Source organism: Verrucosispora sp. WMMA2044, from assembly GCF_027497155.1.
In the GTDB taxonomy this organism is placed as follows: domain Bacteria; phylum Actinomycetota; class Actinomycetes; order Mycobacteriales; family Micromonosporaceae; genus Micromonospora; species Micromonospora palythoicola.
Window position 1 is genome coordinate 3,891,934 of sequence record NZ_CP114913.1, and the last position, 22,582, is coordinate 3,914,515.

The window sequence follows — 22,582 nt, forward strand, 5'->3', positions numbered from 1 at the left end:
CAGGTCCGGCTCTCCCGGGCGCTGACCGCCGTCACCGGCTGCGTGAAGACCTACGTCATGCAGTACGCCGAACAGGCCGGCTTCGCCCACCAGCTTGACCAATCTTGGTACGGCAGTGCCCACGGGAGGGCCGTTTCGGTCCACGGTCGCCAAGAGACGAACGAGCCCCGGGCGGATCACCGCCCGGGGCTCGTCGCGTACTCGGTCAGCTGCAGCCGCTGGTGGAGCCGCAGCCCTCGCAGACGTAGCAGCTACCGGCCGGGCGCATCTTCGTACCGCAGGTGAAGCAGAGCGGTGCGTCGGCGGCCTTGCCGATCACGGCCTCCAGCAGCTCGGTGCTGGAACCGACCGGCGGTGCCGGCTTGACCGCGGCGACGTCGGCGAGTTCCTGGGCCGGCTGGGCGACCGGGCCGGCCTTCGGCTCCTCCGGCTTGGCCTCCACCGGGGCGGAGGCGGCCATCGCGGTCAGGTCCGCGCCGTTCGCCTCGGCCTCGGCCTCGGCGGCGAGCTGGGCGGCCCGCTCCTTGGCGGTGAAGATGCCCAGCTCGGCGCGACGCTCGTAGGGCAGGAAGTCCAGCGCCAGGCGACGGAAGATGTAGTCCATCACCGAGGCGGCCATCCGCACGTCCGGGTCGTCGGTCATGCCGGCCGGCTCGAAGCGCATGTTCGTGAACTTGCTGACGAACGTCTCCAGCGGCACGCCGTACTGCAGGCCGATGGAGATGGCCACCGAGAAGGCGTCCATCACCCCGGCCAGGGTGGAGCCCTGCTTCGACATCTTGAGGAAGACCTCGCCGAGACCGTCGTCCGGGTACGACGAGGCGGTGAGGTAGCCCTCGGCCCCGCCCACGGAGAAGGAGATGGTCTCCGACGGGCGCTTCTTCGGCAGCCGCTTGCGCACCGGGCGGTACTCGACGACCTTCTCCACCACCGGCTCGACGGCGGTGGTGGTCGCCTCCGGCTCGGCGGCCTTCTTCTTCGCCGCCGACAGCGGCTGGCCGACCTTGCAGTTGTCCCGGTAGATCGCGAGGGCCTTGAGGCCGAGTTTCCAGCCCTCGAAGTAGATCTTCTCGACGTCCTCGACGGTGGCCTGCTCCGGCATGTTGACCGTCTTGGAGATGGCGCCGGAGATGAACGGCTGGACCGCCGCCATCATCCGCACGTGCCCCATCGGCGCGATGGACCGCTCGCCCATGGCGCAGTCGAAGACCGGGTAGTGCTCCGGCTTCAGGCCGGGGGCGTCCACCACGTGGCCCTGGTCGGCGATGTGCTCGACGATCGCCTCGACCTGCTCCTCCGGGTACCCGAGGGAACGCAGGGCGCGCGGCACGGTCTGGTTGACGATCTGCATCGAGCCGCCGCCGACCAGCTTCTTGAACTTGACAAGCGCCAGGTCCGGCTCCACACCGGTGGTGTCGCAGTCCATCATCAGGCCGATGGTGCCGGTCGGCGCGAGCACGCTGGCCTGGGAGTTGCGCCAGCCGTTCTTCTCACCGATCTTGTTGCCGAGGGTCCACTGCTTGGTGGCCTCGCGGGTCAGGGCGGTGGCCACCGTGCCGGACGGCTTGATCTCGTCGTTGGCCGCGGCGTGCTTGCGCATCACCCGCTTGTGCGGCTCCGCGTTGCGGGCGTAGCCGTCGTACGCGCCGACGATGCCGGCCAGCTCGGCGGAGCGGCGGTACGCCGTGCCGGTCATCAGCGAGGTGATCGCGGCCGACAGCGAGCGGCCCTGGTCCGAGTCGTACGGCAGGCCGGAGGCCATCAGCAGGGCGCCCAGGTTGGCGTAGCCGATGCCGAGCTGCCGGTATGCCCGGGTGGTCTCGCCGATCTTCTCGGTTGGGAAGTCGGCGAAGCAGATCGAGATGTCCATCGCGGTGATGACCAGCTCGACGCTCCGGACGAACTTCTCCACCTCGAAGCCGCCGTCGGCGCGGAGGAACTTCATCAGGTTCAGTGAGGCCAGGTTGCACGAGGAGTTGTCCAGGTGCAGGTACTCCGAGCACGGGTTCGACGCGGTGATCCGGCCGGTCTCCGGGCAGGTGTGCCAGTCGTTGATGGTGTCGTCGTACTGCAGGCCCGGGTCGGCGCACTCCCAGGCAGCCTGGGAGATGGTGCGGAACAGGTTCTTGGCGTCGATGGTGTCGATCACCGCGCCGTCGAGCCGACCACGCAGGTCGAAGCTGCCGCTGTTCTCCACCGCCGACATGAACTCGTCGGAGACCCGGACCGAGTTGTTGGCGTTCTGGTACTGCACGCTGACGATGTCGGAGCCGCCCAGGTCCATGTCGAACCCGGCGTCGCGCAGCGCGCGGATCTTGTCTTCCTCGCGCGCCTTGGTGACCACGAACTCCTCGATGTCCGGGTGGTCGACGTCGAGGATGACCATCTTGGCCGCGCGACGGGTGGCACCACCGGACTTGATGGTGCCGGCGCTGGCGTCGGCACCGCGCATGAAGCTGACCGGGCCGGAGGCGGTGCCGCCGGAGGAGAGCAGTTCCCGGGAGGAGCGGATCCGGGACAGGTTGACCCCGGAGCCGGAGCCACCCTTGAAGATCAGCCCTTCCTCTTTGTACCAATCCAGGATGGAATCCATCGAATCATCCACGGATAGGATGAAACAGGCGGATACCTGCTGGGGCGAGGGGGTGCCGACGTTGAACCAGACCGGGGAGTTGAAGCTGAACACCTGGTGCAGCAGCATCCAGGTCAGCTCGTGCGCGAAGACCTCGGCGTCGGCCGGGGAGGCGAAGTAGCCGTACTCCTCGCCGGCGGTGCGGTAGGTGGTGACCACCCGGTCGATCAACTGCTTGAGCGACCACTCGCGCTCCGGGGTGCCCACCGCGCCCCGGAAGTACTTGGTGGTCACGATGTTGGCCGCGTTGACGCTCCAACTCTCCGGGTATTCCACACCCCGCTGCTCGAAGTTGATCGAGCCGTCCCGCCAGTTCGTCATCACGACGTCGCGGCGTTCCCAGGTGACCTCGTCGTACGGGTGCACTCCCGGGGTCGTCCAGACCCGCTCGACCTTGAGCCCCGCGCCCGCCTTGTTTCGTGACCTGCTTGTCGTCACACCGTCCCCCGGCATCTCATCCGCCCCCTCGTCCGCGCGGGCCCGCCGCGCGATCCGACTGTCACTGGTACTGCTGAAAATTCACTGCGCGCTGGCCGGCTCGGCACCGGCAGCCTCGCGGGCACGCGCGGCGGCCCGTAGCGTGTCGATCTCCCGCTCGAAGTCCGCGAGCGAGTCGAACGACCGGTAGACGCTGGCGAACCGCAGGTAGGCGACCTCGTCCAGGTCCCGTAGTGGACCCAGGATGGCCAGCCCCACCTCGTGGCTGGGGATCTCGGCGGCCCCCTTGGCCCGGACGGTTTCCTCGACCCGCTGCGCCAGCAGCGCGATCGAGTCCTCGTCGACCGGCCGGCCCTGGCACGCCTTGCGCACCCCGCCGATGATCTTCGTCCGGCTGAACGGCTCGGTCACGCCGCTGCGCTTGACCACGGCGAGCACCGCCTCCTCGACGGTGGTGAACCGCTTGCCGCACTCGGGGCAGGCCCGCCGCCGCCGGATCAGCTGGCCGTCGTCGGCCTCCCGCGAGTCGACCACCCGGGAGTCGGCGTGCCGGCAGTACGGACACCGCATCGCCCGACCTCCTCGATCGACCATAGGGTTAGCCGCCCGCCCCCGGGCACGCCTCGGCAAGCCGGAGCCATCCCCGCAGGATGGCCGCCGGCCCGGCGGTACGGGAGTGCGGTCGGTAGTCGAACCCAACCTGTAGGCAACTTACGCCCATGTGACTACTACATCTAGGGGTCGACCGTAGGCCGCCGACGATCCGGGGTCAAGTTGGTCGGCGTGTCCGGCGCGTCACCCGAGCCCTCGTTTCTGCACAACCGGAGGGCCCAACGCGACGCGGCCCACGCCGGTTACCACCGACCCGGCGCGGGCATCGACAATTCCCAACCACTCGAACACCAGTACTATTTATCAGGAAGGACCCGGCGTCGCGCTGATTTCCGGATCGACACGCGACCGAAGGTCGTACAGATGTTTGAAAAAGACCGATCTCACCTATACGGTCATGAACAACCGGAGGTGACCATGGTCGACCCGCCGGCCAGCAGACCACCGCGCGCACCACGAGCCGCCGAGGCACCCAGCGCCGACCAGGGAGGACGGACGTGACCGAGGACCGGGCCAACCGGCCACAGAGCCCGCAGCAGAGCATCGAGGCGGGTCCGCCGGCCGCCCGACGCCGGAGTGTCACCCGAGCCCGCTCCGGTCAGCCGACCGTGCGTCCGGTGACCCCGGTGGTCAGCAGCTTCCCCGACCCGGCGACCGTCGACCTCACCGCCCGGCAGCGACGCATCCTCGACTTCATCCGCACCTGGGTCGAGCGCCACGGCTACCCGCCGAGCGTGCGCGAGATCGGCGAGGCGGTCGGGCTGGTTTCCCCGTCGAGCGTCGCCTACCAGCTCAAGGAATTGGAGAAGAAGGGCTTCCTCCGGCGCGATCCGAACCGGCCCCGGGCCGTCGACGTCCGCTCGCCGAACGACGTCGACGACGAGCTGAGCCGCTCCCAGCGCCCCACGCCGGCCTACGTCCCGATGCTCGGTCGCATCGCCGCCGGTGGCCCGATCCTCGCCGAGCAGTCGGTGGAGGACGTCTTCCCGCTGCCGCGCGAGCTGGTCGGCGAGGGCGAGGTCTTCATGCTCCAGGTCAAGGGTGACTCGATGCTCGACGCGGCGATCTGCGACGGCGACTGGGTGGTGGTCCGGCAGCAGCCGACCGCGGATTCGGGTGAGATCGTCGCCGCCATGCTCGACGGCGAGGCGACCGTGAAGACCTACCGGCTGCGTGACGGTCACGTCTGGCTGATGCCGCAGAATCCGGCCTTCGATCCGATCCCCGGCGACGACGCCACCATCATGGGCCGGGTGGTCGCGGTGCTGCGCCGCATCTGAATCGGCGACCGGTGACCGGGTACCGACCCACGCTCGGTACCCGGCCGTCACATCAGTACCGGTCGCCCCGGTAGCCGTAGTGGCCGCCGCGCACCTGACCATACGGTTCGCCGTCGTCCTCCCGGTAACGCCCGGACCGCCGCCCCCGGTAGTCGGGCTCGGCCGGGCCGCCACGTCGGGGCGGCTCCGCTCGCCCACCGGCACCGGGCTGCCCACCGGCACCGGGCTGCCCGCCGCCACGGGCACCGCCGCCGTAGACACCGCCGCCCGGGCGTCCACCGCCGCCGGACGGTCGACCACCGCCCGGCCGCCCACCGTAGACGGGAGCGCCCTCACCACCGGGCCGGGCTCCACCGCCGCCGTAGACGCCTCCGCCGCCCTGCCCCGGGCGAGCACCGTTGCCGGCGGCCGGTCGGCCATTGCCGCCACCGTAGACGCCGCCCGGGCCTGCACCGCCGGCCGGAGATCCGCCGTATACGCCACCGGCCGCTGCCCCGCCGTACACCCCGCCCCGGCCCCGGTCCTGGGCCGAGCCGAATCCGTCGCCCTTGCGCTTCGCGGCGTCCACGTCGTCGTCGCCGCGGTTGCGACCGGCCGGTGCCGGGCGCTTGCGGGCGCGCAGGATGCCGAAGATGCCCGCGCCGACCAGCAGGGCTCCGAGCACGCCCACCGCGGCGATCAGGTACATGATGTCGGTCGGGGTCAGGCCGTCGAGGAACGACTGACCCGACTTCTGCGCCGCGTCGGGATCGTTCGCCAGATCTTTCGGCCCCTCGGTGGAGGGGGTGTAGCTGAGGATGTTGACGGGGTCCTCGTCCTCCAGGTGACCGGCGTCGGAGACGGTCAGGAACGTCTTGCCGTCGGTCGAGTAGGAGATCGCCTCGCCGAACGGGTCGGCCAGGGCGGTGACCCGGGGAGTGGTCGTGGTGAGGGCGGTGACGATGTCGCCGTTGGCGACGTCGTACTCGAAGGCGTCGGCGTAGGTGCGCAGCACCACCCGTGAGCCGTCCAGGGATCGGGCGGCACCGGTGATCGCAACGCGCCCGAAGGTGCTCAGCGGGTTCTCGGTGTCCGTTCTGGGCAGTTCGATGTCGCCGAGCTTCTTCATCGGCACGGGCTCGGTGTCACCGGTCTTGAGCGGCCCGTCCGGGGTGAAGATCTCGGCCTTGCCGGCGGTGACCTTGGTGATGATCAGCGGTAGTTTGTCGTCGCCGATCAGCAGCGCCTCGGCATCGCGCGGCTTGCCGTCCGGGTACGACAGCCGGTGCAGCTTCGGCTGGCTGCCACCGCCGATCGGCATGCTCCAGACCGCCACCCGCTCACGGCGTTCGCGGCTTGTCACGTTGTCGCCGGTGTCGGCGATCCACAGCGTCTTTCCGTCCGGGGCGACCGCGAGATCCTCGGTGTCGAACGGCCCCGCCCCCGAGTAGGGCACGTCGCGGACGACCTGGCAGTCCTTGTTGAGGTAGAAGACCCGTTTGCGGTCGTCCTGCTCGGTGCTGTCGTTGACGACGATGTAGCCGTTCTTGGTCGCCACCAGGCCGGACAGCTCACGCAGTCGCGAGTCGGTGACCGAGCACTGCTTCTTGCCCGCCGCGGTGACCGGCGGTCCCGCCACGGCGGCCGGAGGGGCCGCCACCAGGGAAGACGCTGCCTTGGCGGGGGTCGAGCCGGGCGCGGCGAGCGCGGCACCGGTGACCGCCACGGTGACCCCGGCCAGGCCAAGGGCAACCGTGACGGAGGAAACAGTGCGGAGCATGAAAGAAGTGTCGCATGCCGCAGGTTTCCGCCGGGTGACGCGGCAGCCCGATCACCGCAGGCGATCACCGCGCGACACGGGCCGCCTGCGCCGTGTCATGGTACGGGACCAGTTCGGCCGCGAGTGCCTCGTTGACCCGGACGTGCAGCATCGTCCCTTCGGGCAGGTGGGCGGTGCTGAGCACCTCGCCCTGCCGGTGCAGCCGGGCCACCAGGTCACCCCGGTCGTACGGCAGCACCACGCGCATCTCGACCGCCGGGCGGGGCAGCCGCCGCTCGATCGTCTCGCGCAGGTCGTCGATGCCGCGGCCGCTGTGCGCGGAGACGAAGACCGCCTCGGGCCAGAGCCGCTTGAGCCGGAGCAGGGTCTCCTCGTCGGCCGCGTCAATCTTGTTGACCACCAGCAGCTCGGGCAGCCGATCGGCACCGACCTCGCCGAGCACCTCGCGGACGGCCCGGACCTGCTCCTCCGGGTCGGGGTGGGCGCCGTCGACCACGTGCACGACCAGATCCGCCTCGGCGACCTCCTCCAGCGTCGACCGGAACGCCTCGACGATCTGGTGCGGCAGGTGCCGGACGAAGCCGACGGTGTCGCTGAGGGTGTAAACCCGTCCGTCGGACGTGGTGGACCGGCGGGTGGTCGGGTCGAGCGTGGCGAACAGGGCGTCCTCCACCAGCACGCCCGCCCCGGTCAGGCGATTCAGCAGGCTGGACTTGCCAGCGTTGGTGTAGCCGGCGATCGCCACCGCGGGCACCGCGTTGCGGGTGCGGCGGGCGCGCTTGGTCTCGCGTACCGTCCGCATGGCCTTGATCTCCCGGCGGAGCCGGGCGATGCGGTGGCGGATGCGCCGCCGGTCGGTCTCCAGCTTGGTCTCACCTGGGCCACGGACGCCGACGCCACCGCCGGCACCGCCACCCCGACCAGACCCACCGGTCTGCCGGGACAGCGTCTCGCCCCAGCCGCGCAGCCGTGGCAGGAGGTATTCCAGTTGGGCCAGCTCGACCTGCGCCCGGCCTTCCTTGCTCTTGGCGTGCTGGGCGAAGATGTCGAGGATCAGCGCGGTGCGGTCGACCACCTTGACCTTGGTGCGCTGCTCCAGGTTGCGCAGTTGGGACGGGGACAGCTCCCCGTCGCAGATCACCGTGTCGGCGCCGGCGGACAGCACCACCGAGCTGAGGTCGTCGACCTTGCCGCGACCGATGTAGGTCGCCGGGTCGGGGCGGTTGCGTCGCTGGATGAGCCCTTCGAGCACCTGCGAGCCGGCGGTCTCCGCCAGCGCGGCCAGCTCGGTGAGGGAGTTCTCCGCGTCGAGGAGGGTGCCCTCGGTCCAGACGCCCACCAGCACCACCCGCTCCAGCCGGAGCTGTCGGTATTCGACCTCGGTGACGTCGGTCAGCTCGGTGGAGAGACCGGGGACCCGTCGTAGCGCCTGCCGTTCGGAGAGCTCGTACTCGCCGGTGGTGGTGTCGAGCTCGTCGTCGGGGATGGAAACGTAGGTCTCCTGGTCTCGCAAGCGATCTCTCCTGTCCGTTCTGTGCACGTACTGAGTAATCCTGACATGTGTCAACGCCCGGTGCACCTGGTATATGCCCACCTGTGGACCGGCGGGAGCGGGGGCGGATGCCGGCGGCCGGGGGCGGGCGAGTAGAAATGCGGACGAGCCGTTCAGCGCCGACGGAGGGACCTGCGTGGCCACGACCCGACTGCCCAGTGCCGGATTCTCGATCACGATCCGGATCGCCGTGCCCGCCGACGCCTCCTCGATCGGCCGGCTCACCACGTCGGTGGGTGAGGCCGGGGCGATCGTCACCGCGCTGGACGTGGTCGACTCCGATCCGACGAACGTGATCGTCGACCTGACCTGCGACACCGCCGACGCCGGTCACGCCGACCAGGTGGTCGACGCGCTCAGCGCGCTCGACGGCGTGGACGTCCGCAAGGTTTCCGACCGCACCTTCCTGCTGCACCTGGGCGGCAAGATCGAGGTGAGTCCGAAGGTCGCGCTGCGCAACCGGGACGAGCTGTCGCGGGCGTACACCCCCGGGGTGGCCCGGGTGTGCCAGGCGATCGCGGACAACCCCGCCGACGCCCGCCGGCTGACCATCAAGCGCAACACGGTGGCGGTGGTCAGTGACGGCTCGGCCGTGCTGGGGCTGGGCAACCTCGGTCCCGCCGCGTCGCTGCCGGTGATGGAGGGCAAGGCGGCGCTGTTCAAGCGCTTCGGCGGGGTGGACGCCTGGCCGGTGGTGCTGGACACGCAGGACACCGACGAGATCGTCACCATCGTCAAGGCGATCGCGCCCGCGTACGGCGGGATCAACCTGGAGGACATCGCCGCGCCGCGGTGCTTCGAGATCGAGGCCCGGTTGCGCGAGGCGTTGGACATCCCGGTCTTCCACGACGATCAGCACGGCACCGCGATCTGCGTGCTGGCCGCGCTGACCAACGCGCTGCGCGTCGTGGGCAAGCAGCTCACGGACGTCCGGGTGGTGGTTTCCGGCGCGGGCGCCGCCGGCACCGCGATCATGAAGCTGCTGCTGCGCCAGGGCGTCGGCGACATCATCGCGTACGACCGGCAGGGTGCCCTGCACCGTGGCCAGGCCGACCTCAATCCGGCCTGGCGGTGGCTGGCCGAGAACACCAACGCCGGCGGCTACTCGGGTGACCTGCCCGGTGCGCTGGCCGGTGCCGACGTCTTCATCGGGGTGAGCGCCCCGAACCTGCTCACCGGCGACGACATCGCCACCATGGCGAAGGACGCGATCGTGTTCGCGTTGGCGAACCCGGACCCGGAGGTCGACCCACGGGAGGCGCGCAAGCACGCCGCGGTCGTCGCCACCGGCCGCTCCGACCAGCCGAATCAGATCAACAACGTGCTCGCCTTCCCCGGCGTCTTCCGTGGCATGCTCGACGCGCACGCCGAGGAGTTCACCGAGGAGATGGCGATCGCCGCTGCCCGGGCCATCGCCGACGTGGTCGGCGAGGAGAAGATCAACCCGACGGTAATCGTGCCCAGCGTCTTCGACTCCCGGGTGGCCCCGGCGGTCGCCGCCGCCGTCCGCGCCGCCGCCCAGAACCCCACCGTCACCCCACCCCCCGCCGCCGACCCCGGCCCGGCCGACCTCCCCGAGATCGCCGCCTCCGCCTCCGCCACCCCCTGACGGACCTCCCGACCCCAACAGCCCATGTTGATCATGAGGTTGACGGCAAGTTCGATCTCAGGAACCGCCGCTAACCTCATGATCAACGCAGGTCAGGTCAGGTCAGGGGTGGGAAGGTTAGTTCGCCGGTGGCGACGAGGAGGGCGGGGCCGGAGAGCCAGCAGGAGTCGGGGGTGACGGTCACGGTTAGGCGGCCGCCTGGGACGTCTACGGCGACAGTCCCGGTCTCCTGGTCGGCGTCGCGCAGGGCCACCGCGGCGACCGCGCAGGCACCGGTGCCGCAGGACAGGGTCTCGGCGGAGCCACGCTCGTGGACGCGCATCAGCACGTGTGCGTCGACGCCGGGGACCGGTCCACCGACGGTGGTGAACTCGACGTTCACCCCGGCGGGGAAGACCGCCGGGTCGATGTCGGGGGCGCGGGTCAGGTCCAGTCCGGCCAGGTCCAGCCCGGCGGGTACCGGGCAGACCAGGTGGGGATTGCCGACGTCCACCGCGGTGCCGGGCAGGGTCAGTCCGCCCAGGGCGGCGGCGGAGGCGCCGTACAGCTGAGGTCTTTGCATCTCGACGGCGATGGTGTCGCCCTCGACCCGTGCCCGCACCACGCCGGCCCGGGTCGCCACCGGCAGTGCGTCGCCAGACGGTACGGCCAGCCCGTTCGCCAGCAGGTACCGGACGAAGACCCGGGCACCGTTGCCGCACATCTCGGCGAAGGAGCCGTCGGAGTTCCAGTAGTCCATGAACCACTCGGCCTCGCCGGCCAGGGCTGCGCCGTCGGCGTGCTTCGCGGCGCGGACCACCCGCAGCACGCCGTCCCCGCCGAGACCACGCCGCCGGTCGCAGATCGCCGCCACCAGTTCGGGCGTCAGGTCGAGCGCGCCGTCCGGGTCGGGCAGGATCACGAAGTCGTTGCCGGTGCCGTGCCCCTTGGTGAACTCCACGCTCCCATCATTGCGCAGCCTCACCGAGGATCCGCATCGCGGCCCCGATCAGCCCCGGGTCGGCCGAGTCGAGCCAGTGCACCCGAGGATCGCGCCGGAACCAGGAGCGCTGGCGGCGGACGAAGCGACGGGTGGCCCGGACCGTCTCGTCGTACGCCTCGGTCTCGGTCAGCTCCCCACCCAGGAAACGCAGCACCTGCTGGTAGCCGAGCGCCCGGCTCGCGGTAAGCCCCTGCGGCAGGCCGCGCTCGACCAGTCTCCGGGTCTCCGCGACCAGCCCGTCGGCCCACATCCGGTCGACCCGCGTCGCGATCCGCTCGTCGAGCAGCGCGGTGTCCAGGTCCACGCCGAGCTGCACCGCCGGGTAGTAGGGCGTCGGCTCGGGCAACGCCGCGGTGAACGGCTTACCGGTCAGCTCGATCACCTCCAGCGCGCGCACGATGCGCCGGCCGTTGCCGGGCAGGATGCCGGCCGCCGCGACCGGGTCGGCGTCGCGCAGTCGCGCGTACAGCGGCACCGGCCCGAGCGCGGCCAACTCGCCTTCCAGGCGTTGGCGCACTGCCGGATCGGTGCCGGGGAACTCGAACTGTTCCAGCACCGCCCGCACGTAGAGCCCGGACCCACCGACCAGCAGTGGCACCCGGCCCCGGGCGAGGATGTCGTCGACCGCCGCCCGGGCCAGCCGCTGGTACTCCGCCACGCTGGCCGGTTCGGTGACCTCCCAGATGTCGAGCAGGTGATGTGGTACGCCGTCACGTTCGGCGACGGTGAGCTTGGCCGTGCCAATGTCCATGCCCCGGTAGAGCTGCATCGAGTCGGCGTTGACCACCTCACCGTCGAGCGCGTGCGCCAGCGCGATGCTCAGCGCCGACTTGCCGGCCGCCGTCGGCCCGACGACGGCGACCACGGTGCTCGGGGCGGTCACGGCCGCTGCCAGTTCGCCACGAGGTAGCCCACCCCGTAGGGCGCGGCGTGGTAACGCAGCTCGCCACGCCAGCGATCACCCGCCGCTCGTGCGGCACCGGCGAGCACCTGCCAGGGCGCCCGTCCCGCGACCTTGAGCTGCGTCGACAGGCCGGGATCCAGGCCGAGCAGGGCGTCGCCGTCCGCGTCGGCCAGGGCTCGCGCGACCGTCTCGTCGTACGCCTCGGCGCGCGGATCGGCGTAGCCGGGCGCCTTCTCGCCCCGGCAGGCCGAACCGTCCCCCATCACCAGCAGCGCCCACGGCTGGTCCGAGCCGAGCCGGGCACCGAGGTCGGCGCAGGTATCGACCGGGTCGGCGGCCCCGACCGTCGTCATCCGCCAGTCCATGCCCCGGTTCCTGGCCGACGGTCGCCGGCCGAGCAGCCACGCGCCGACCAGCAGGCTGAGCGGTAGATGGTCGGTGCCCACCAATCCGTCGGGGTGGTCGCCGAGGCGTACCTCAAGCGGCACCCCCCACGGCGCGAAGCTGCCCCGGAACGGAGAGTCGAGGTCGGCTCCGCGGTCGCCGGCCCCGATCACCAGGACGGTCCGCGCTTCCGAGTCGAGCAGGCGGGCGACGGCGGCGTCACAGGCGGCGCGCAGGTCGTCCAGCTCGGGCGCCGCGGCACCGGCGATCTCGGGGATGAGCAGCGGCGGGTGGGGGCAGACGGCGGCGGCGACCAGTGGCACCAGGCAACCGTAGCGGTCCGCTTCGGCAGCGTGGCCGCGTGCCGCCGGGAAGGACGACCGCGCCGCACGTACACCGTACGGTCGAAAGCGGCACGCCGGTCGGATGGCCCAGACAGGCCCTAGGACACCGTATGGTCACGGTCGGCGATAGGCGCTCGACGCGGACCGGGGCGCACCTGTGACAATGCCCGGAGAAACTTGGCTGCGCCGTGGCGGCGCCCGGGAGACTGCTCCCTGGTGCCGGGAGAACGAGGATGGGCACATGAGCGACTGGACTGCCTTCGGACGGGTGGACGCGGACGGCACCGTTTACGTCAAGACCGCCGAGGGCGAGCGGGTGGTCGGATCCTGGCAGGCGGGAGCACCGGAGGAAGGGCTGGCACACTTCGCACGCCGCTTCGCCGACCTGGTGACCGAGGTGGATCTGACCGAAGCACGGCTCAACTCCGGTGCGGCGGACGCCAACCATTCGCTCGCCACCATCCGACGGATCCGTGCTTCCCTCCCCGAGGCTCACGTCGTCGGCGACATCGACGCCCTGGCGACCCGGCTCGACAAGCTCGCCACCGTTGCCGAGGAGAAGGCCGGTGAGGCCCGGGCGGCGAAGGAGGCCGCCCGCGTCGAGGCGCTCGCCCGCAAGACCGCCCTGGTGGAGGAGGCCGAGAAGCTGGCTGCCGAGTCGACCGGTTGGAAGACCGCCGGTGACCGGCTCAAGGAGATCCTCGACGAGTGGAAGACCATCCGGGGGGTCGACAAAAAGACCGATGGCGAGTTGTGGAAGCGGTTCGCCGCCGCCCGGGACGGCTTCACCCGCCGCCGAGGTGCCCACTTCGCCTCCCTCGACGCGCAGCGCAAGCAGGCGCAGACGGTCAAGGAGGAGCTGGTCGCCGAGGCCGAGAAGGTCGCCGAATCGACCGACTGGGCGGCGACGGCCAACCACCTCAAGAACCTGATGACGCAGTGGAAGGCCGCGCCGCGCGCCTCGAAGGAGGCCGAGCAGAAGCTCTGGGAACGGTTCCGGGCCGCCCAGGACGCCTTCTTCAGCCGGCGTAGCGAGGTTTTCTCCGCCCGGGACAACGAGCAGCGCGCCAACCTGGAGCGCAAGCAGGCACTGCTCGCCGAGGCCGAGGCGCTCGACATCGACGGCGACCCGAAGGGCGCCCAAGCGAAGCTGCGGGAGATCCAGGCGCAGTGGCACGAGGCCGGTCGGGTGCCGCGCGAGGCGGCAGCCGGGCTGGAGCGCCGGCTGCGCGCAATCGACGAGAAGGTCCGCGAGGTGATGGACTCGGCCTGGCGGCGCACCAGCCGGGAGGACAATCCGCTGCTGGCCCAGATGCGTTCGCAGGTCGCGGAGGCAGAGGAGCGGCTGGCCCGGGCGCAGGCCGCGGGTGACACCCGACGGATTAAGGAGGCCGAACAGGCGCTGGAGTCCAAGCGCCAGTTCCTCAAGCTGGCTGAACAGTCGAGCTGAGTCGCGTCGGCTACCGAGCCCCCGCCCTTTGAGGCGGGGGCTCCGTTGTGTCCGTCCCGCCGGTACTTGACGACCAGACGAAGCGCGTTCGGGCGGCACACCCTTTACATCGACGACCGTCTGTGGTTCGCTGAGGAAAGCGCTTACCTATGGGCACGGCACGGGAGCCATCCGTACAGCGCAGTCAGCAATTGGTAAGTCCATTGGCAGGGACGGCCCGACCGGCACGCCCGTCTGGGCACCGGGCAAACGCGGATCGAGCCGACCATCCCTGCGCACCCTCTCCGAGAGGAAGCGACCATGCGCACCGCACGGCGTCGTACGACGCTGCTCGCCACCACCGCCTCGGCCACCGCCGCACTGCTCGCCGCCGGGGTACTCACCGCCGTCACCGCCCACGCCGCGGCCGGCTGCCAGGTCAACTACTCGGTCGCCGGCGAGTGGCCGGGCGGCTTCACCGGCAACGTCGTCGTCACCAATCTCGGCGACCCCATCTCCGGCTGGACCCTGCGCTGGTCGTACAGCGCCGGGCAGCAGGTCGTCAGCCCCTGGAACGCGACGATCTCGCAGAGCGGGAGCCAGGTGACCGCCACCAATGTCGCCTACAACGGCAACATCCCCACCAACGGGAACGTCTCGTTCGGGTTCAACGGCTCCTGGAACAACTCCAGCAACCCGGCCCCGACGAGCTTCACCCTCAACGGCGTGTCCTGCACCGGCGGCGTCACGCCAACCACCCCCGGCGGAACCACGCCGCCACCCACCACCACACCACCGACCACTCCGCCACCGACCACTCCGCCACCCGGCCCGGTACCGACGGGTCTGGTCGGCTGGGCCACCCAGAACGGTGGCACCACCGGCGGAGGTAACGCCTCCTCCACCACGGTCACCAGCGAGTCGGCGCTCCGTTCGGCAGTCAGTTCGTCAAGCGCCGCGGTTATCCGGGTGTCCGGCACGATCAGCTGCTCCGGCATGCTCAGCGTGGGCAGCAACAAGAGCATCCTCGGCGTCGGCTCGTCGGCCACGATCTCCGGTTGCGGCTTCAACATCAATGGCAGCCGGAACGTGATCATCCGTAACATCAACTTCCGCAACTGGAACGACGACGCCATCAACGTGCAGGAGTCGGCCACCAACGTCTGGGTGGACCACAACTCGTTCACCAACGGCTACGACGGCGCGGTGGACATCAAGCGCGGCTCCGACTACATCACGGTGTCCTGGAACCGGGTGTTCAACCACGACAAGTCCATGCTGCTCGGGCATTCCGACAACAACAGCAGCCAGGACCGCGGCCACCTGCGGGTGACCTACCACCACAACTGGTTCGACGGTTCCGGCAGCCGGCACCCGCGGGTGCGGTTCGGTAACCCGGTCCACGTGTTCAACAACTACTACTACAACAACGACTACGGCGTCGCGTCGACCATGGGCGCCGGCGTGCTCGTCGAGGGCAACTACTTCGAGTCCGTCGACGACCCGACCCTGGTCGGGTACGCCGCGTCGGGCCCGGGGACGTTGGTCCAGCGCAACAACCACTTCGTCAACTCCGGCAGCCCGCAATCGTCGGGCAGCGTGGCGAGCATCCCGTACTCGTACTCGCTGACCAGCGCCAGCCAGGTCAAGTCGGTCGTCACCAACGGCGCAGGCACCGGCAAGATCGGCCTGTAACCGTCGGTTTCACGGTGTTCCCCGGCCACCCGGTGGCCGGGGAACACACCTGCCTCACGCCGGTAGACGCCTGCCGAACTCGACCCGGCGCTCGGTCAGCGTACGCAGGCCGACTCGGCCGGCGGCGCGGCCGGCGGCACGCCCACCGTGGGCAGCCCCAGCGACACCCCGCCGGTACGCGGCACCCGTCCGGCCTCAACCGCGTCACCGGCCCTGGTCCGCCGGTGCGACAGGGGTTGACCGTCGGCGTTCAGATGGTGCGGAGCAGCGTAGGTGACCGTGGTCTCAACGAGGTCACCCGGGCGGATCGCACCCGCCAGCGACCCCACGTCGAAGTGCACCAGGCGGCCGTCGCAGGCCCGGCCCGACATCCGGCCGGTCCGCTCGTCCTTGCGGCCCTCACCGACGGCGACCAGCACCTCGACCGGCGTCCCGACGAGCTTGCGGTTCTCCGCCCAGGTGATCTCCTCCACGCAGGCGATCAGCCGCTCATACCGCTCCTGCACGACCTGTTTGGGCAGCTGGCCGTCCATGCTCGCGGCCGGGGTGCCGGGCCGCTTGGAGTACTGGAAGGTGAACGCGGAGGCGAACCGCGCCTCGCGGACCACGTCCAGGGTGCGCTCGAAGTCGGTCTCGGTCTCGCCGGGGAAGCCGACGATGATGTCGGTGGTGATCGCCGCGTCGGGCATGGCGGCGCGGACCTTTTCGATGATCCCCAGGTACTTCTCCGACCGGTACGACCGGCGCATCGCGCGCAGCACGTCGTCCGAGCCAGACTGCAACGGCATGTGCAGCGAGGGGCAGACGTTCGGCGTCTCGGCCATCGCCGCAATCACGTCGTCGGTGAAGTCCTTCGGGTGCGGGCTGGTGAACCGGACCCGCTCCAGCCCGTCGATCTCGCCGCAGGCGCGCAGCAGCTTGCCGAAGGCGTACCGGTCGCCGAACTCGACGCCGTAGGAGTTGACGTTCTGCCCGAGCAGGGTCACCTCCAGCACGCCCTCGTCGACAAGCGCCCGGACCTCGCTGAGGATGTCGCCGGGGCGGCGGTCCTTCTCCCGGCCGCGCAGCGACGGCACGATGCAGAAGGTGCAGGTGTTGTTGCAGCCCACCGAGATCGACACCCAGCCGGCGTAGGTCGACTCGCGGCGGGTCGGCAGCGTCGAGGGGAAGACGTCGAGGGATTCGAGGATCTCCACCTCGGCGGCGGCGTTGTGCCGGGCGCGCTCCAGCAGCACCGGCAGCGAGCCGATGTTGTGGGTACCGAAGACCACGTCCACCCACGGTGCCCGGCGGACGATGTCGCCCCGGTCCTTCTGGGCCAGGCAGCCACCGACGGCGATCTGCATCCCCGGGTGCCGGTTCTTGACCGGACGCAGGTGACCGAGGTTGCCGTAGAGCCGGTTGTCCGCGTTCTCGCGGACCGCGCAGGTGTTGAACACCACCACGTCGGGGGTGTCCTCGGCCTCGCCCGCGCGGACGTAACCCGCCTGCTCCAGCAGGCCGGAAATGCGCTCGGAGTCGTGCACGTTCATCTGGCAGCCGTAGGTGCGCACCTGGTAGGTGCGCGGGCCGCCCGCCGCTGCGGTAGTCATGACGTGCACAGCGTAGCTGGGCCCGAGGAATCGGACGCAAACGTGATGCACTGCGGCAGCCGACCCGCCGCGGCGTCGTAGGACCTCAGGCGGCGGCCAGGGCGGGGTTCACCGAGTCGGGCGCCCAGCGGGAGCGGCGGCAACGCGACCAGCCCCGGCAGCGCGGATCCGCCTCGGTGCACAGCCGGCGGTCGCTGAGCACCTCGCCGTCGTCGGTCTCCCGCACGTCGAAGTGGACCGGGCGGATGCTGCCGTCCGGGGCCACCAGCAGGTGCCGGGTGTCGTCGAGCGTGTCGTCACGCAGGACGCAGTTGCGGCCGAGCAGCCGGGCCAGCGCCGCGACGCTGGGCAGCTCGGGCAACTCGTCCGGTACGCCGTAGCAGTCCACGATCGTGGCGAACTCCCCCGGCGCCTGCCAGACGTCGCAGACCACCGCGTACGTCGGCAGCCGCAGCGGATCCGCCACCGCCAGCGGCATCACCACCCGACCGAGCGCGTCGGCCAGCGCCGGGTAGACCTCCACCGGTCGTACCTGGTCGATTCTCCAGTTCCACAGCTCGGTCATGCCGTCTCCTCGCTGTGCTCGTCCCCACCGGCCTCCGGATCGGGCCATACGACGATGGTGGGGGGCATTTGCCCCCAGCCGGGGGCAAGTTACCGGTCTGTGACCATTCTGGCCCAAATTTCCCGGAGCATCATCGCTCCAGGTAGCGGGAAGATGACAGTTTATCGGGTATCGTGCGCGTTCCCACGCAACGGCACGCGTACCGAAACCTGCGTTCAGCGCAGGACGACCCGGTGTTCCCCGGGAGGCAGCAGCTCACCGATCACCGGGGCGCCCGGTATCTCCCCGGCGATCAGCAGCCCGCCGGAGGTCTGCGCGTCGGCCAGCAGCAGCCGATCCTGCTCGGTGGCGGCGCCGAAGTCCGTCCACGGGGTCACCCACTCCAGGTTGCGGCGGGAACCACCGCTGACGTACCCGTCCCGGACCGCCTCGCGGGCACCGGCCAGGTACGGCACCCGGGCGGTGTCGATCGCCACCGTCAGCCGGCTCGCCCGGGCCAGCTTCGAGGCGTGCCCGAGCAGACCGAATCCGGTCACGTCGGTGCCGCAGCGCACGCCGGCCGCCACGGCCACCCGCGCGGCGTCCCGGTTCAGCGTGGTCATCGCCGCCACCGCCGCCGGGAAGCTCTCGCCGGTGCTCTTGTGGCGGGTGTTGAGCACGCCGACGCCGAGCGGTTTGGTAAGCGACAGCGGCAGACCGGCCCGCCCGGCGTCCAGGGTGATCAGCTCTTCCGGCCGGACCAGCCCGGTGACGGCCAGGCCGTACTTCGGGCCGTCATCGTCGACGCTGTGCCCACCGGCCAGGTGGCAGCCCGCCGCGCGGGCCACGTCCAGGCCACCGCGCAGCACCTCCCGGGCCAGTTCCAGCGGCAGCACCTCGCGCGGCCAGCAGAGCAGGTTGAGCGCCACCAGCGGGCTGCCGCCCATCGCGTACACGTCGGACAGCGCGTTGGTGGCGGCGATCCGACCCCAGTCGTACGCGTCGTCGACCACCGGCGTGAAGAAGTCCGCGGTGGTCACCAGGCTGGTGCGCTCGTCCAGCCGGACCACCGCGGCGTCGTCACCGTGGTCCAGCCCGACCAGCAGCTCGGCGGTGCTGGCGGTCGGACCGAGGCCGGCCACCATCGCCTCCAGCTCACCGGGCGGGATCTTGCAGGCGCACCCGCCGCCACGGGCGTACCGGGTCAGCCGCACGGGCTCGGTCATCTCCTCATGATCTCCGTCACCCGGGCCGGACGCCAGCCGGGCGGGTCAAATTCGGACGCCGGAGTCGGATCATCCAGGGTGTTACCGCTCCGTGACCATCTGAGTTGTGTTCCGCCACTTCACCCCGCCTACAGTGGCCGCTACCGGGGGTCGACCGACTCCCGACAGCGACGAGGAGGACAGACGACGTGGCGACGGGCGAACCGCTCATCGTGCTGGACTCGGTCAACAAATGGTTCGGGCCGTTGCACGTACTGGACGACGTCTCGCTGTCGGTGGGGCGGGGCGAGGTGGTCGTGGTGATCGGCCCCTCCGGTTCCGGCAAGTCGACCCTGTGCCGCACCATCAACCGGCTTGAGCCGATCAACTCCGGCACCATCACCTTCGACGGGCAGGCGCTGCCGGCCGAGGGCAAGGCCCTGGCCAAGCTGCGCAGCGAGGTCGGCATGGTGTTCCAGTCGTTCAACCTCTTCGCGCACAAGACGATCCTGGAGAACGTCACCCTCGGCCCGATCAAGGTCCGCAAGGAGAAGCCGGCGGCGGCCCGGGAGCGAGGGCTCGCCCTGCTCGACCGGGTCGGCATCGCCAACCAGGCCGACAAGTACCCGGCCCAGCTCTCCGGCGGCCAGCAGCAGCGCGCCGCGATCGCCCGCGCGCTGGCCATGCAGCCCAAGGCGATGCTCTTCGACGAGCCCACCAGCGCGCTGGACCCGGAGATGGTCGGCGAGGTGCTGGACGTGATGACCTCGCTCGCCCGCGACGGCATGACCATGGTCGTGGTCACCCACGAGATGGGTTTCGCGCGGCACGCGGCCAACCGCGTCATCTTCATGGCCGACGGCAAGCTCGTCGAGGATGCCGCTCCGACGGAGTTCTTCGCGAATCCGCGCAGCGAGCGCGCCAAGGACTTCCTCTCCAAGATCCTCACCCACTAGGCGTCCGGTAGTGGGGCGGGCCGTGACCCGGCCGGCTCCAGTCGAAGAAGGAGATCAGGTATGCGAATGAAGCGGATGGCGGCGGTTGCCGCCGTTGCCGGCCTCGCGGTCGCGATGACCGCCTGCGGCGGGGACAGCGACGAGGGCGGCTCCGGCACGGGCGCCGGTGGCATCGTCGGCAAGGCCGAGAGCCAGAACAAGCTGGTCATCGGCGTCAAGGCCGACCAGCCGGGCCTGGGCCTGCAGACCGGTAGCCAGTACGAGGGCTTCGACATCGAGATCGCGAAGATCATCGCGAAGGGCCTCGGCGTCGAGGAGAGCGGCATCGAGTGGAAGACCACCGTGTCGGCCAACCGGGAGCCCTTCATCGAGCAGGGCACCGTCGACCTCGTGGTGGCCACCTACACCATCAACGACGAGCGCAAGCAGAAGGTCAACTTCGCCGGACCGTACTACATCGCCGGCCAGGACCTGCTGGTCAAGGCGGACTCCACCCTCACCGGCCCGGACCAGCTGGCGGGTAAGACGGTCTGCTCGGTAACCGGCTCGACGCCGGCCAAGCGGATCACCGAGAACTACCCGGATGCCAAGCTGCAGCAGTTCGACGCGTACTCGAAGTGCCTGCCGCTGCTGGAGAACGGCCAGGTCGACGCGGTGACCACCGACGACATCATCCTCGCCGGCTACGCCGCGCAGGACCAGTACGCCGGCAAGTTCAAGGTGGTCGGCAGCACCTTCTCCGACGAGCCCTACGGCATCGGTCTGAAGAAGGACGACACCGACGGCTGCGAGAAGGTCAACGAAATCCTCAAGGCCGCCGCCGAGGACGGCAGCTACAAGGCTGCCTGGGACGCCACCCTGGGCAAGAGCGGCACCCCCGCGCCCGAGCTGGACACCACCAAGCTGACCCACTGCGGCGCTGTCTGACCGGTACCGGAGCCGGCACCCCTTGCGGGTGCCGGCTCCGGCCTGTCACCGGCCCTCATAACGTGCCCCGGGAGCCGAAGCATGGACGTATTCACCGATCCGCAGAACTTCGACGCGTTCGTGTCGGGCTTCGTCTGGATCCTCAAGCTGACCGGCGCGTCCGCGGTCTGCGCGCTGGTGGTCGGCGTGCTGCTGGCCGCGATGCGGGTCTCCCCCGTACCCGTGCTGCGCGGCTTCGGCGCGGCCTGGGTCAACATCTTCCGCAACACCCCGCTGACCCTTGTCGTCTTCTTCTGCTACTTCGGGCTGTACGCCACCCTCGGGCTGAGCCTGTCTCAGGAACTCGACGTCAACATCTACTGGCTCGGTGTGATCGGCCTGTCGACCTACACCGCCGCCTTCGTCTGCGAGGCGGTGCGCTCGGGCATCAACACCGTGCCGGCCGGCCAGGCCGAGGCGGCCCGGGCGATCGGGCTGTCGTTCGCGCAGACGCTGCGGATCGTGGTGCTGCCGCAGGCCGCCCGCTCGGTGATCGCGCCCTTCGGCAGCATCCTGATCGCGCTCTGCAAGAACGCCACAATCGTCGGCACCATCGGGCTCGTCGAGGCCTCCAGCGTCATGAAGGACCTGCTCAACAGCTACGGTAACGCCGTCATTTTGATCTTCCTGGTCTTCGCCGGCACGTTCGCCGCGCTCCTGATTCCCACCGGCTACTTCTTCGGCTGGTTGGCCAACCGTCTGGCGGTGAAGCGCTGATGAGCACCAGCGTCCTCTACGACCACCCGGGACCCCGGGCCAGGATCCGCAACGCGGTGCTGAGTGTCGTCTTCGGCGTCGTGCTGCTCGGGCTGCTCTACTGGATCTACACGAAGTTCGACCAGGCCAACCAGTGGGAGCCCCGACTGTGGGAGCCGTTCACCCGGTCGGCCACCTGGACCCAGTTCATCCTGCCGGGCCTGTGGGCGACCCTGAAGGCGGCCGGGGTCGGCATAGTGCTGTCGCTCGCCTTCGGCGTCGTCTTCGCCTTCGGCCGGCTTTCCGACCGCTGGTGGGTCAGCGTGCCGGCCGGCATGGTGGTGGAGTTCTTCCGCGCCGTCCCGCTGCTGCTGATGATCTTCTTCATCTTCTACGGCGTACCGTTCCTCATCAAGGGTCCGGTGACCGCCTTCTGGGCCGTGGTGATCGGCCTGACGCTCTACAACGGGTCGGTGCTGGCCGAGGCGTTCCGGGCCGGAATCCGGGCCGTGCCCGGCGGGCAGTCCGAGGCGGCGTACGCGATCGGCATGCGTAAGAACCAGGTGATGCGGATGATCCTGCTGCCCCAGGCGGCCCGCGCCATGCTGCCGATCATCGTCAGCCAGCTGGTGGTGCTGCTCAAGGACACCGCGCTCGGCTACATCGTGGCCTACCCGGAGCTGCTCCAGCGCGGCGTCAACGACCTCTCCGCCAACTACGGCAACATCATCGCCTGCGCCATCGTCGCCGCCGTCATCTACATCGTGATCAACTCACTGCTCACCTGGTTCGCCGGCTGGCTGGACCGGCGCAGCGGTGTTCGGGCCTTCCGGGTACCGAAGCAGACCGCGCCGGCCGGAGCGGCGGACTCCACCCCGGAGGGCGGCGCCACCGTCTCCGAGCCGCAGGGCTGAGCGGGTACCGCTTCGATGCGGCGCGCGGCTGCCTCGCCGCGCGCCGCATCGCCGTCCGTGGAGCCCTGGGACTGAACGCCGCCAGCAAG

Annotated in this window: 18 protein-coding genes; 8 read left to right on the forward strand and 10 right to left on the reverse strand. The window is 70.2% G+C overall.

The window, feature by feature from the left end; all coding sequences use genetic code 11:
- Positions 1-205 precede the first annotated feature (205 nt).
- Positions 206-3,085: a vitamin B12-dependent ribonucleotide reductase gene (locus O3597_RS17680; RefSeq protein ID WP_281601808.1), complete on the reverse strand. Its 2,880-nt coding sequence runs from the start codon at positions 3,083-3,085 to the stop codon at positions 206-208.
- A gap of 66 nt (positions 3,086-3,151) precedes the next feature.
- A complete protein-coding gene (gene nrdR / locus O3597_RS17685; RefSeq protein WP_164445600.1) occupies positions 3,152-3,640 on the reverse strand; it encodes a transcriptional regulator NrdR in 489 nt (162 codons plus the stop codon).
- A 539-nt stretch (positions 3,641-4,179) separates the two neighbouring features.
- On the opposite strand from nrdR, the gene lexA reads away from it, so the two are divergent.
- Positions 4,180-4,962 carry a transcriptional repressor LexA gene (gene lexA, locus O3597_RS17690; RefSeq protein ID WP_281601809.1) on the forward strand — a complete coding sequence of 261 codons (783 nt, stop codon included), beginning with the start codon at positions 4,180-4,182 and terminating at the stop codon, positions 4,960-4,962.
- Between the two features lie 52 nt (positions 4,963-5,014).
- Here lexA and O3597_RS17695 read toward each other — a convergent pair whose 3' ends face one another.
- Together O3597_RS17695 and hflX are read right to left on the reverse strand one after the other, a co-directional pair.
- Positions 5,015-6,721, reverse strand: a complete 1,707-nt coding sequence (locus tag O3597_RS17695; protein ID WP_281601810.1) for a hypothetical protein — start codon at positions 6,719-6,721, stop codon at positions 5,015-5,017.
- 64 nt (positions 6,722-6,785) lie between these two features.
- Positions 6,786-8,234, reverse strand: coding sequence for a GTPase HflX (gene hflX / locus O3597_RS17700; RefSeq protein WP_281601811.1), 1,449 nt, complete (start codon positions 8,232-8,234; stop codon positions 6,786-6,788).
- 175 nt (positions 8,235-8,409) lie between these two features.
- Here hflX and O3597_RS17705 point away from each other — a divergent pair, with 175 nt between their 5' ends.
- Positions 8,410-9,882: an NAD-dependent malic enzyme gene (locus O3597_RS17705; protein WP_281601812.1), complete on the forward strand. Its 1,473-nt coding sequence runs from the start codon at positions 8,410-8,412 to the stop codon at positions 9,880-9,882.
- A gap of 97 nt (positions 9,883-9,979) precedes the next feature.
- On the opposite strand, the gene dapF is transcribed toward O3597_RS17705, so the two are convergent.
- From dapF to O3597_RS17720, 3 genes are read right to left on the reverse strand one after another with little or no spacing between them, the layout of a single operon-like run.
- The gene (gene dapF / locus O3597_RS17710; RefSeq protein WP_164445604.1) at positions 9,980-10,822 is read right to left on the reverse strand and encodes a diaminopimelate epimerase; all 843 of its coding nucleotides are present in this window, start codon (positions 10,820-10,822) and stop codon (positions 9,980-9,982) included.
- Positions 10,823-10,829: 7 nt separating this feature from the next.
- Complete coding sequence (gene miaA, locus O3597_RS17715; protein WP_281601813.1) at positions 10,830-11,747, reverse strand: tRNA (adenosine(37)-N6)-dimethylallyltransferase MiaA; 918 nt, start codon at positions 11,745-11,747, stop codon at positions 10,830-10,832.
- Positions 11,744-12,475 carry a class III extradiol dioxygenase subunit B-like domain-containing protein gene (locus tag O3597_RS17720; protein WP_164445605.1) on the reverse strand — a complete coding sequence of 244 codons (732 nt, stop codon included), beginning with the start codon at positions 12,473-12,475 and terminating at the stop codon, positions 11,744-11,746. The genes miaA and O3597_RS17720 overlap by 4 nt, the downstream gene beginning before the upstream one ends.
- 262 nt (positions 12,476-12,737) lie before the next feature.
- Here O3597_RS17720 and O3597_RS17725 point away from each other — a divergent pair, with 262 nt between their 5' ends.
- Together O3597_RS17725 and O3597_RS17730 are read left to right on the forward strand one after the other, a co-directional pair.
- On the forward strand, positions 12,738-13,946 hold the full coding sequence (locus O3597_RS17725; RefSeq protein WP_164445606.1) for a DUF349 domain-containing protein: 1,209 nt from the start codon (positions 12,738-12,740) through the stop codon (positions 13,944-13,946).
- Between the two features lie 300 nt (positions 13,947-14,246).
- A complete protein-coding gene (locus O3597_RS17730; RefSeq protein ID WP_164445607.1) occupies positions 14,247-15,620 on the forward strand; it encodes a cellulose binding domain-containing protein in 1,374 nt (457 codons plus the stop codon).
- Positions 15,621-15,715: 95 nt separating this feature from the next.
- Here the strand turns inward: O3597_RS17730 and miaB are convergent, their stop codons facing one another.
- The 3 genes from miaB to selD form a co-directional block, all read right to left on the reverse strand.
- A complete protein-coding gene (gene miaB / locus O3597_RS17735; protein ID WP_164445608.1) occupies positions 15,716-17,212 on the reverse strand; it encodes a tRNA (N6-isopentenyl adenosine(37)-C2)-methylthiotransferase MiaB in 1,497 nt (498 codons plus the stop codon).
- An 85-nt stretch (positions 17,213-17,297) separates the two neighbouring features.
- Positions 17,298-17,777 carry a hypothetical protein gene (locus tag O3597_RS17740; protein WP_164445609.1) on the reverse strand — a complete coding sequence of 160 codons (480 nt, stop codon included), beginning with the start codon at positions 17,775-17,777 and terminating at the stop codon, positions 17,298-17,300.
- A gap of 215 nt (positions 17,778-17,992) precedes the next feature.
- Positions 17,993-18,982: a selenide, water dikinase SelD gene (gene selD, locus O3597_RS17745; protein WP_281601814.1), complete on the reverse strand. Its 990-nt coding sequence runs from the start codon at positions 18,980-18,982 to the stop codon at positions 17,993-17,995.
- A 188-nt stretch (positions 18,983-19,170) separates the two neighbouring features.
- On the opposite strand from selD, the gene O3597_RS17750 reads away from it, so the two are divergent.
- From O3597_RS17750 to O3597_RS17765, 4 genes are all read left to right on the forward strand, one after another.
- Positions 19,171-19,917 (forward strand): amino acid ABC transporter ATP-binding protein, encoded by a 747-nt coding sequence (locus tag O3597_RS17750; protein WP_093410231.1) that lies wholly within the window; start codon positions 19,171-19,173, stop codon positions 19,915-19,917.
- Positions 19,918-19,977: 60 nt separating this feature from the next.
- On the forward strand, positions 19,978-20,844 hold the full coding sequence (locus tag O3597_RS17755; protein WP_093410229.1) for a glutamate ABC transporter substrate-binding protein: 867 nt from the start codon (positions 19,978-19,980) through the stop codon (positions 20,842-20,844).
- 81 nt (positions 20,845-20,925) lie between these two features.
- On the forward strand, positions 20,926-21,600 hold the full coding sequence (locus O3597_RS17760; RefSeq protein WP_210937299.1) for an amino acid ABC transporter permease: 675 nt from the start codon (positions 20,926-20,928) through the stop codon (positions 21,598-21,600).
- Entirely contained in the window at positions 21,597-22,493 is an 897-nt protein-coding gene (locus O3597_RS17765) for an amino acid ABC transporter permease (RefSeq protein ID WP_281604574.1), read from the forward strand. The genes O3597_RS17760 and O3597_RS17765 overlap by 4 nt, the downstream gene beginning before the upstream one ends.
- Positions 22,494-22,582: the final 89 nt, after the last annotated feature.

What these genes read in the sequence shown, in the direction of transcription:
- O3597_RS17755 (WP_093410229.1), top strand. Translation starts at nt 19,978, where the DNA reads ATGCGAATGAAGCGGATGGCGGCGGTTGCCGCCGTTGCCGGCCTCGCG.
- selD (WP_281601814.1), bottom strand. Translation starts at nt 18,982, where the DNA reads ATGACCGAGCCCGTGCGGCTGACCCGGTACGCCCGTGGCGGCGGGTGC.
- O3597_RS17740 (WP_164445609.1), bottom strand. Translation starts at nt 17,777, where the DNA reads ATGACCGAGCTGTGGAACTGGAGAATCGACCAGGTACGACCGGTGGAG.
- nrdR (WP_164445600.1), bottom strand. Translation starts at nt 3,640, where the DNA reads ATGCGGTGTCCGTACTGCCGGCACGCCGACTCCCGGGTGGTCGACTCG.
- O3597_RS17680 (WP_281601808.1), bottom strand. Translation starts at nt 3,085, where the DNA reads ATGCCGGGGGACGGTGTGACGACAAGCAGGTCACGAAACAAGGCGGGC.
- O3597_RS17725 (WP_164445606.1), top strand. Translation starts at nt 12,738, where the DNA reads ATGAGCGACTGGACTGCCTTCGGACGGGTGGACGCGGACGGCACCGTT.
- miaB (WP_164445608.1), bottom strand. Translation starts at nt 17,212, where the DNA reads ATGACTACCGCAGCGGCGGGCGGCCCGCGCACCTACCAGGTGCGCACC.
- O3597_RS17730 (WP_164445607.1), top strand. Translation starts at nt 14,247, where the DNA reads ATGCGCACCGCACGGCGTCGTACGACGCTGCTCGCCACCACCGCCTCG.
- O3597_RS17695 (WP_281601810.1), bottom strand. Translation starts at nt 6,721, where the DNA reads ATGCTCCGCACTGTTTCCTCCGTCACGGTTGCCCTTGGCCTGGCCGGG.
- O3597_RS17760 (WP_210937299.1), top strand. Translation starts at nt 20,926, where the DNA reads ATGGACGTATTCACCGATCCGCAGAACTTCGACGCGTTCGTGTCGGGC.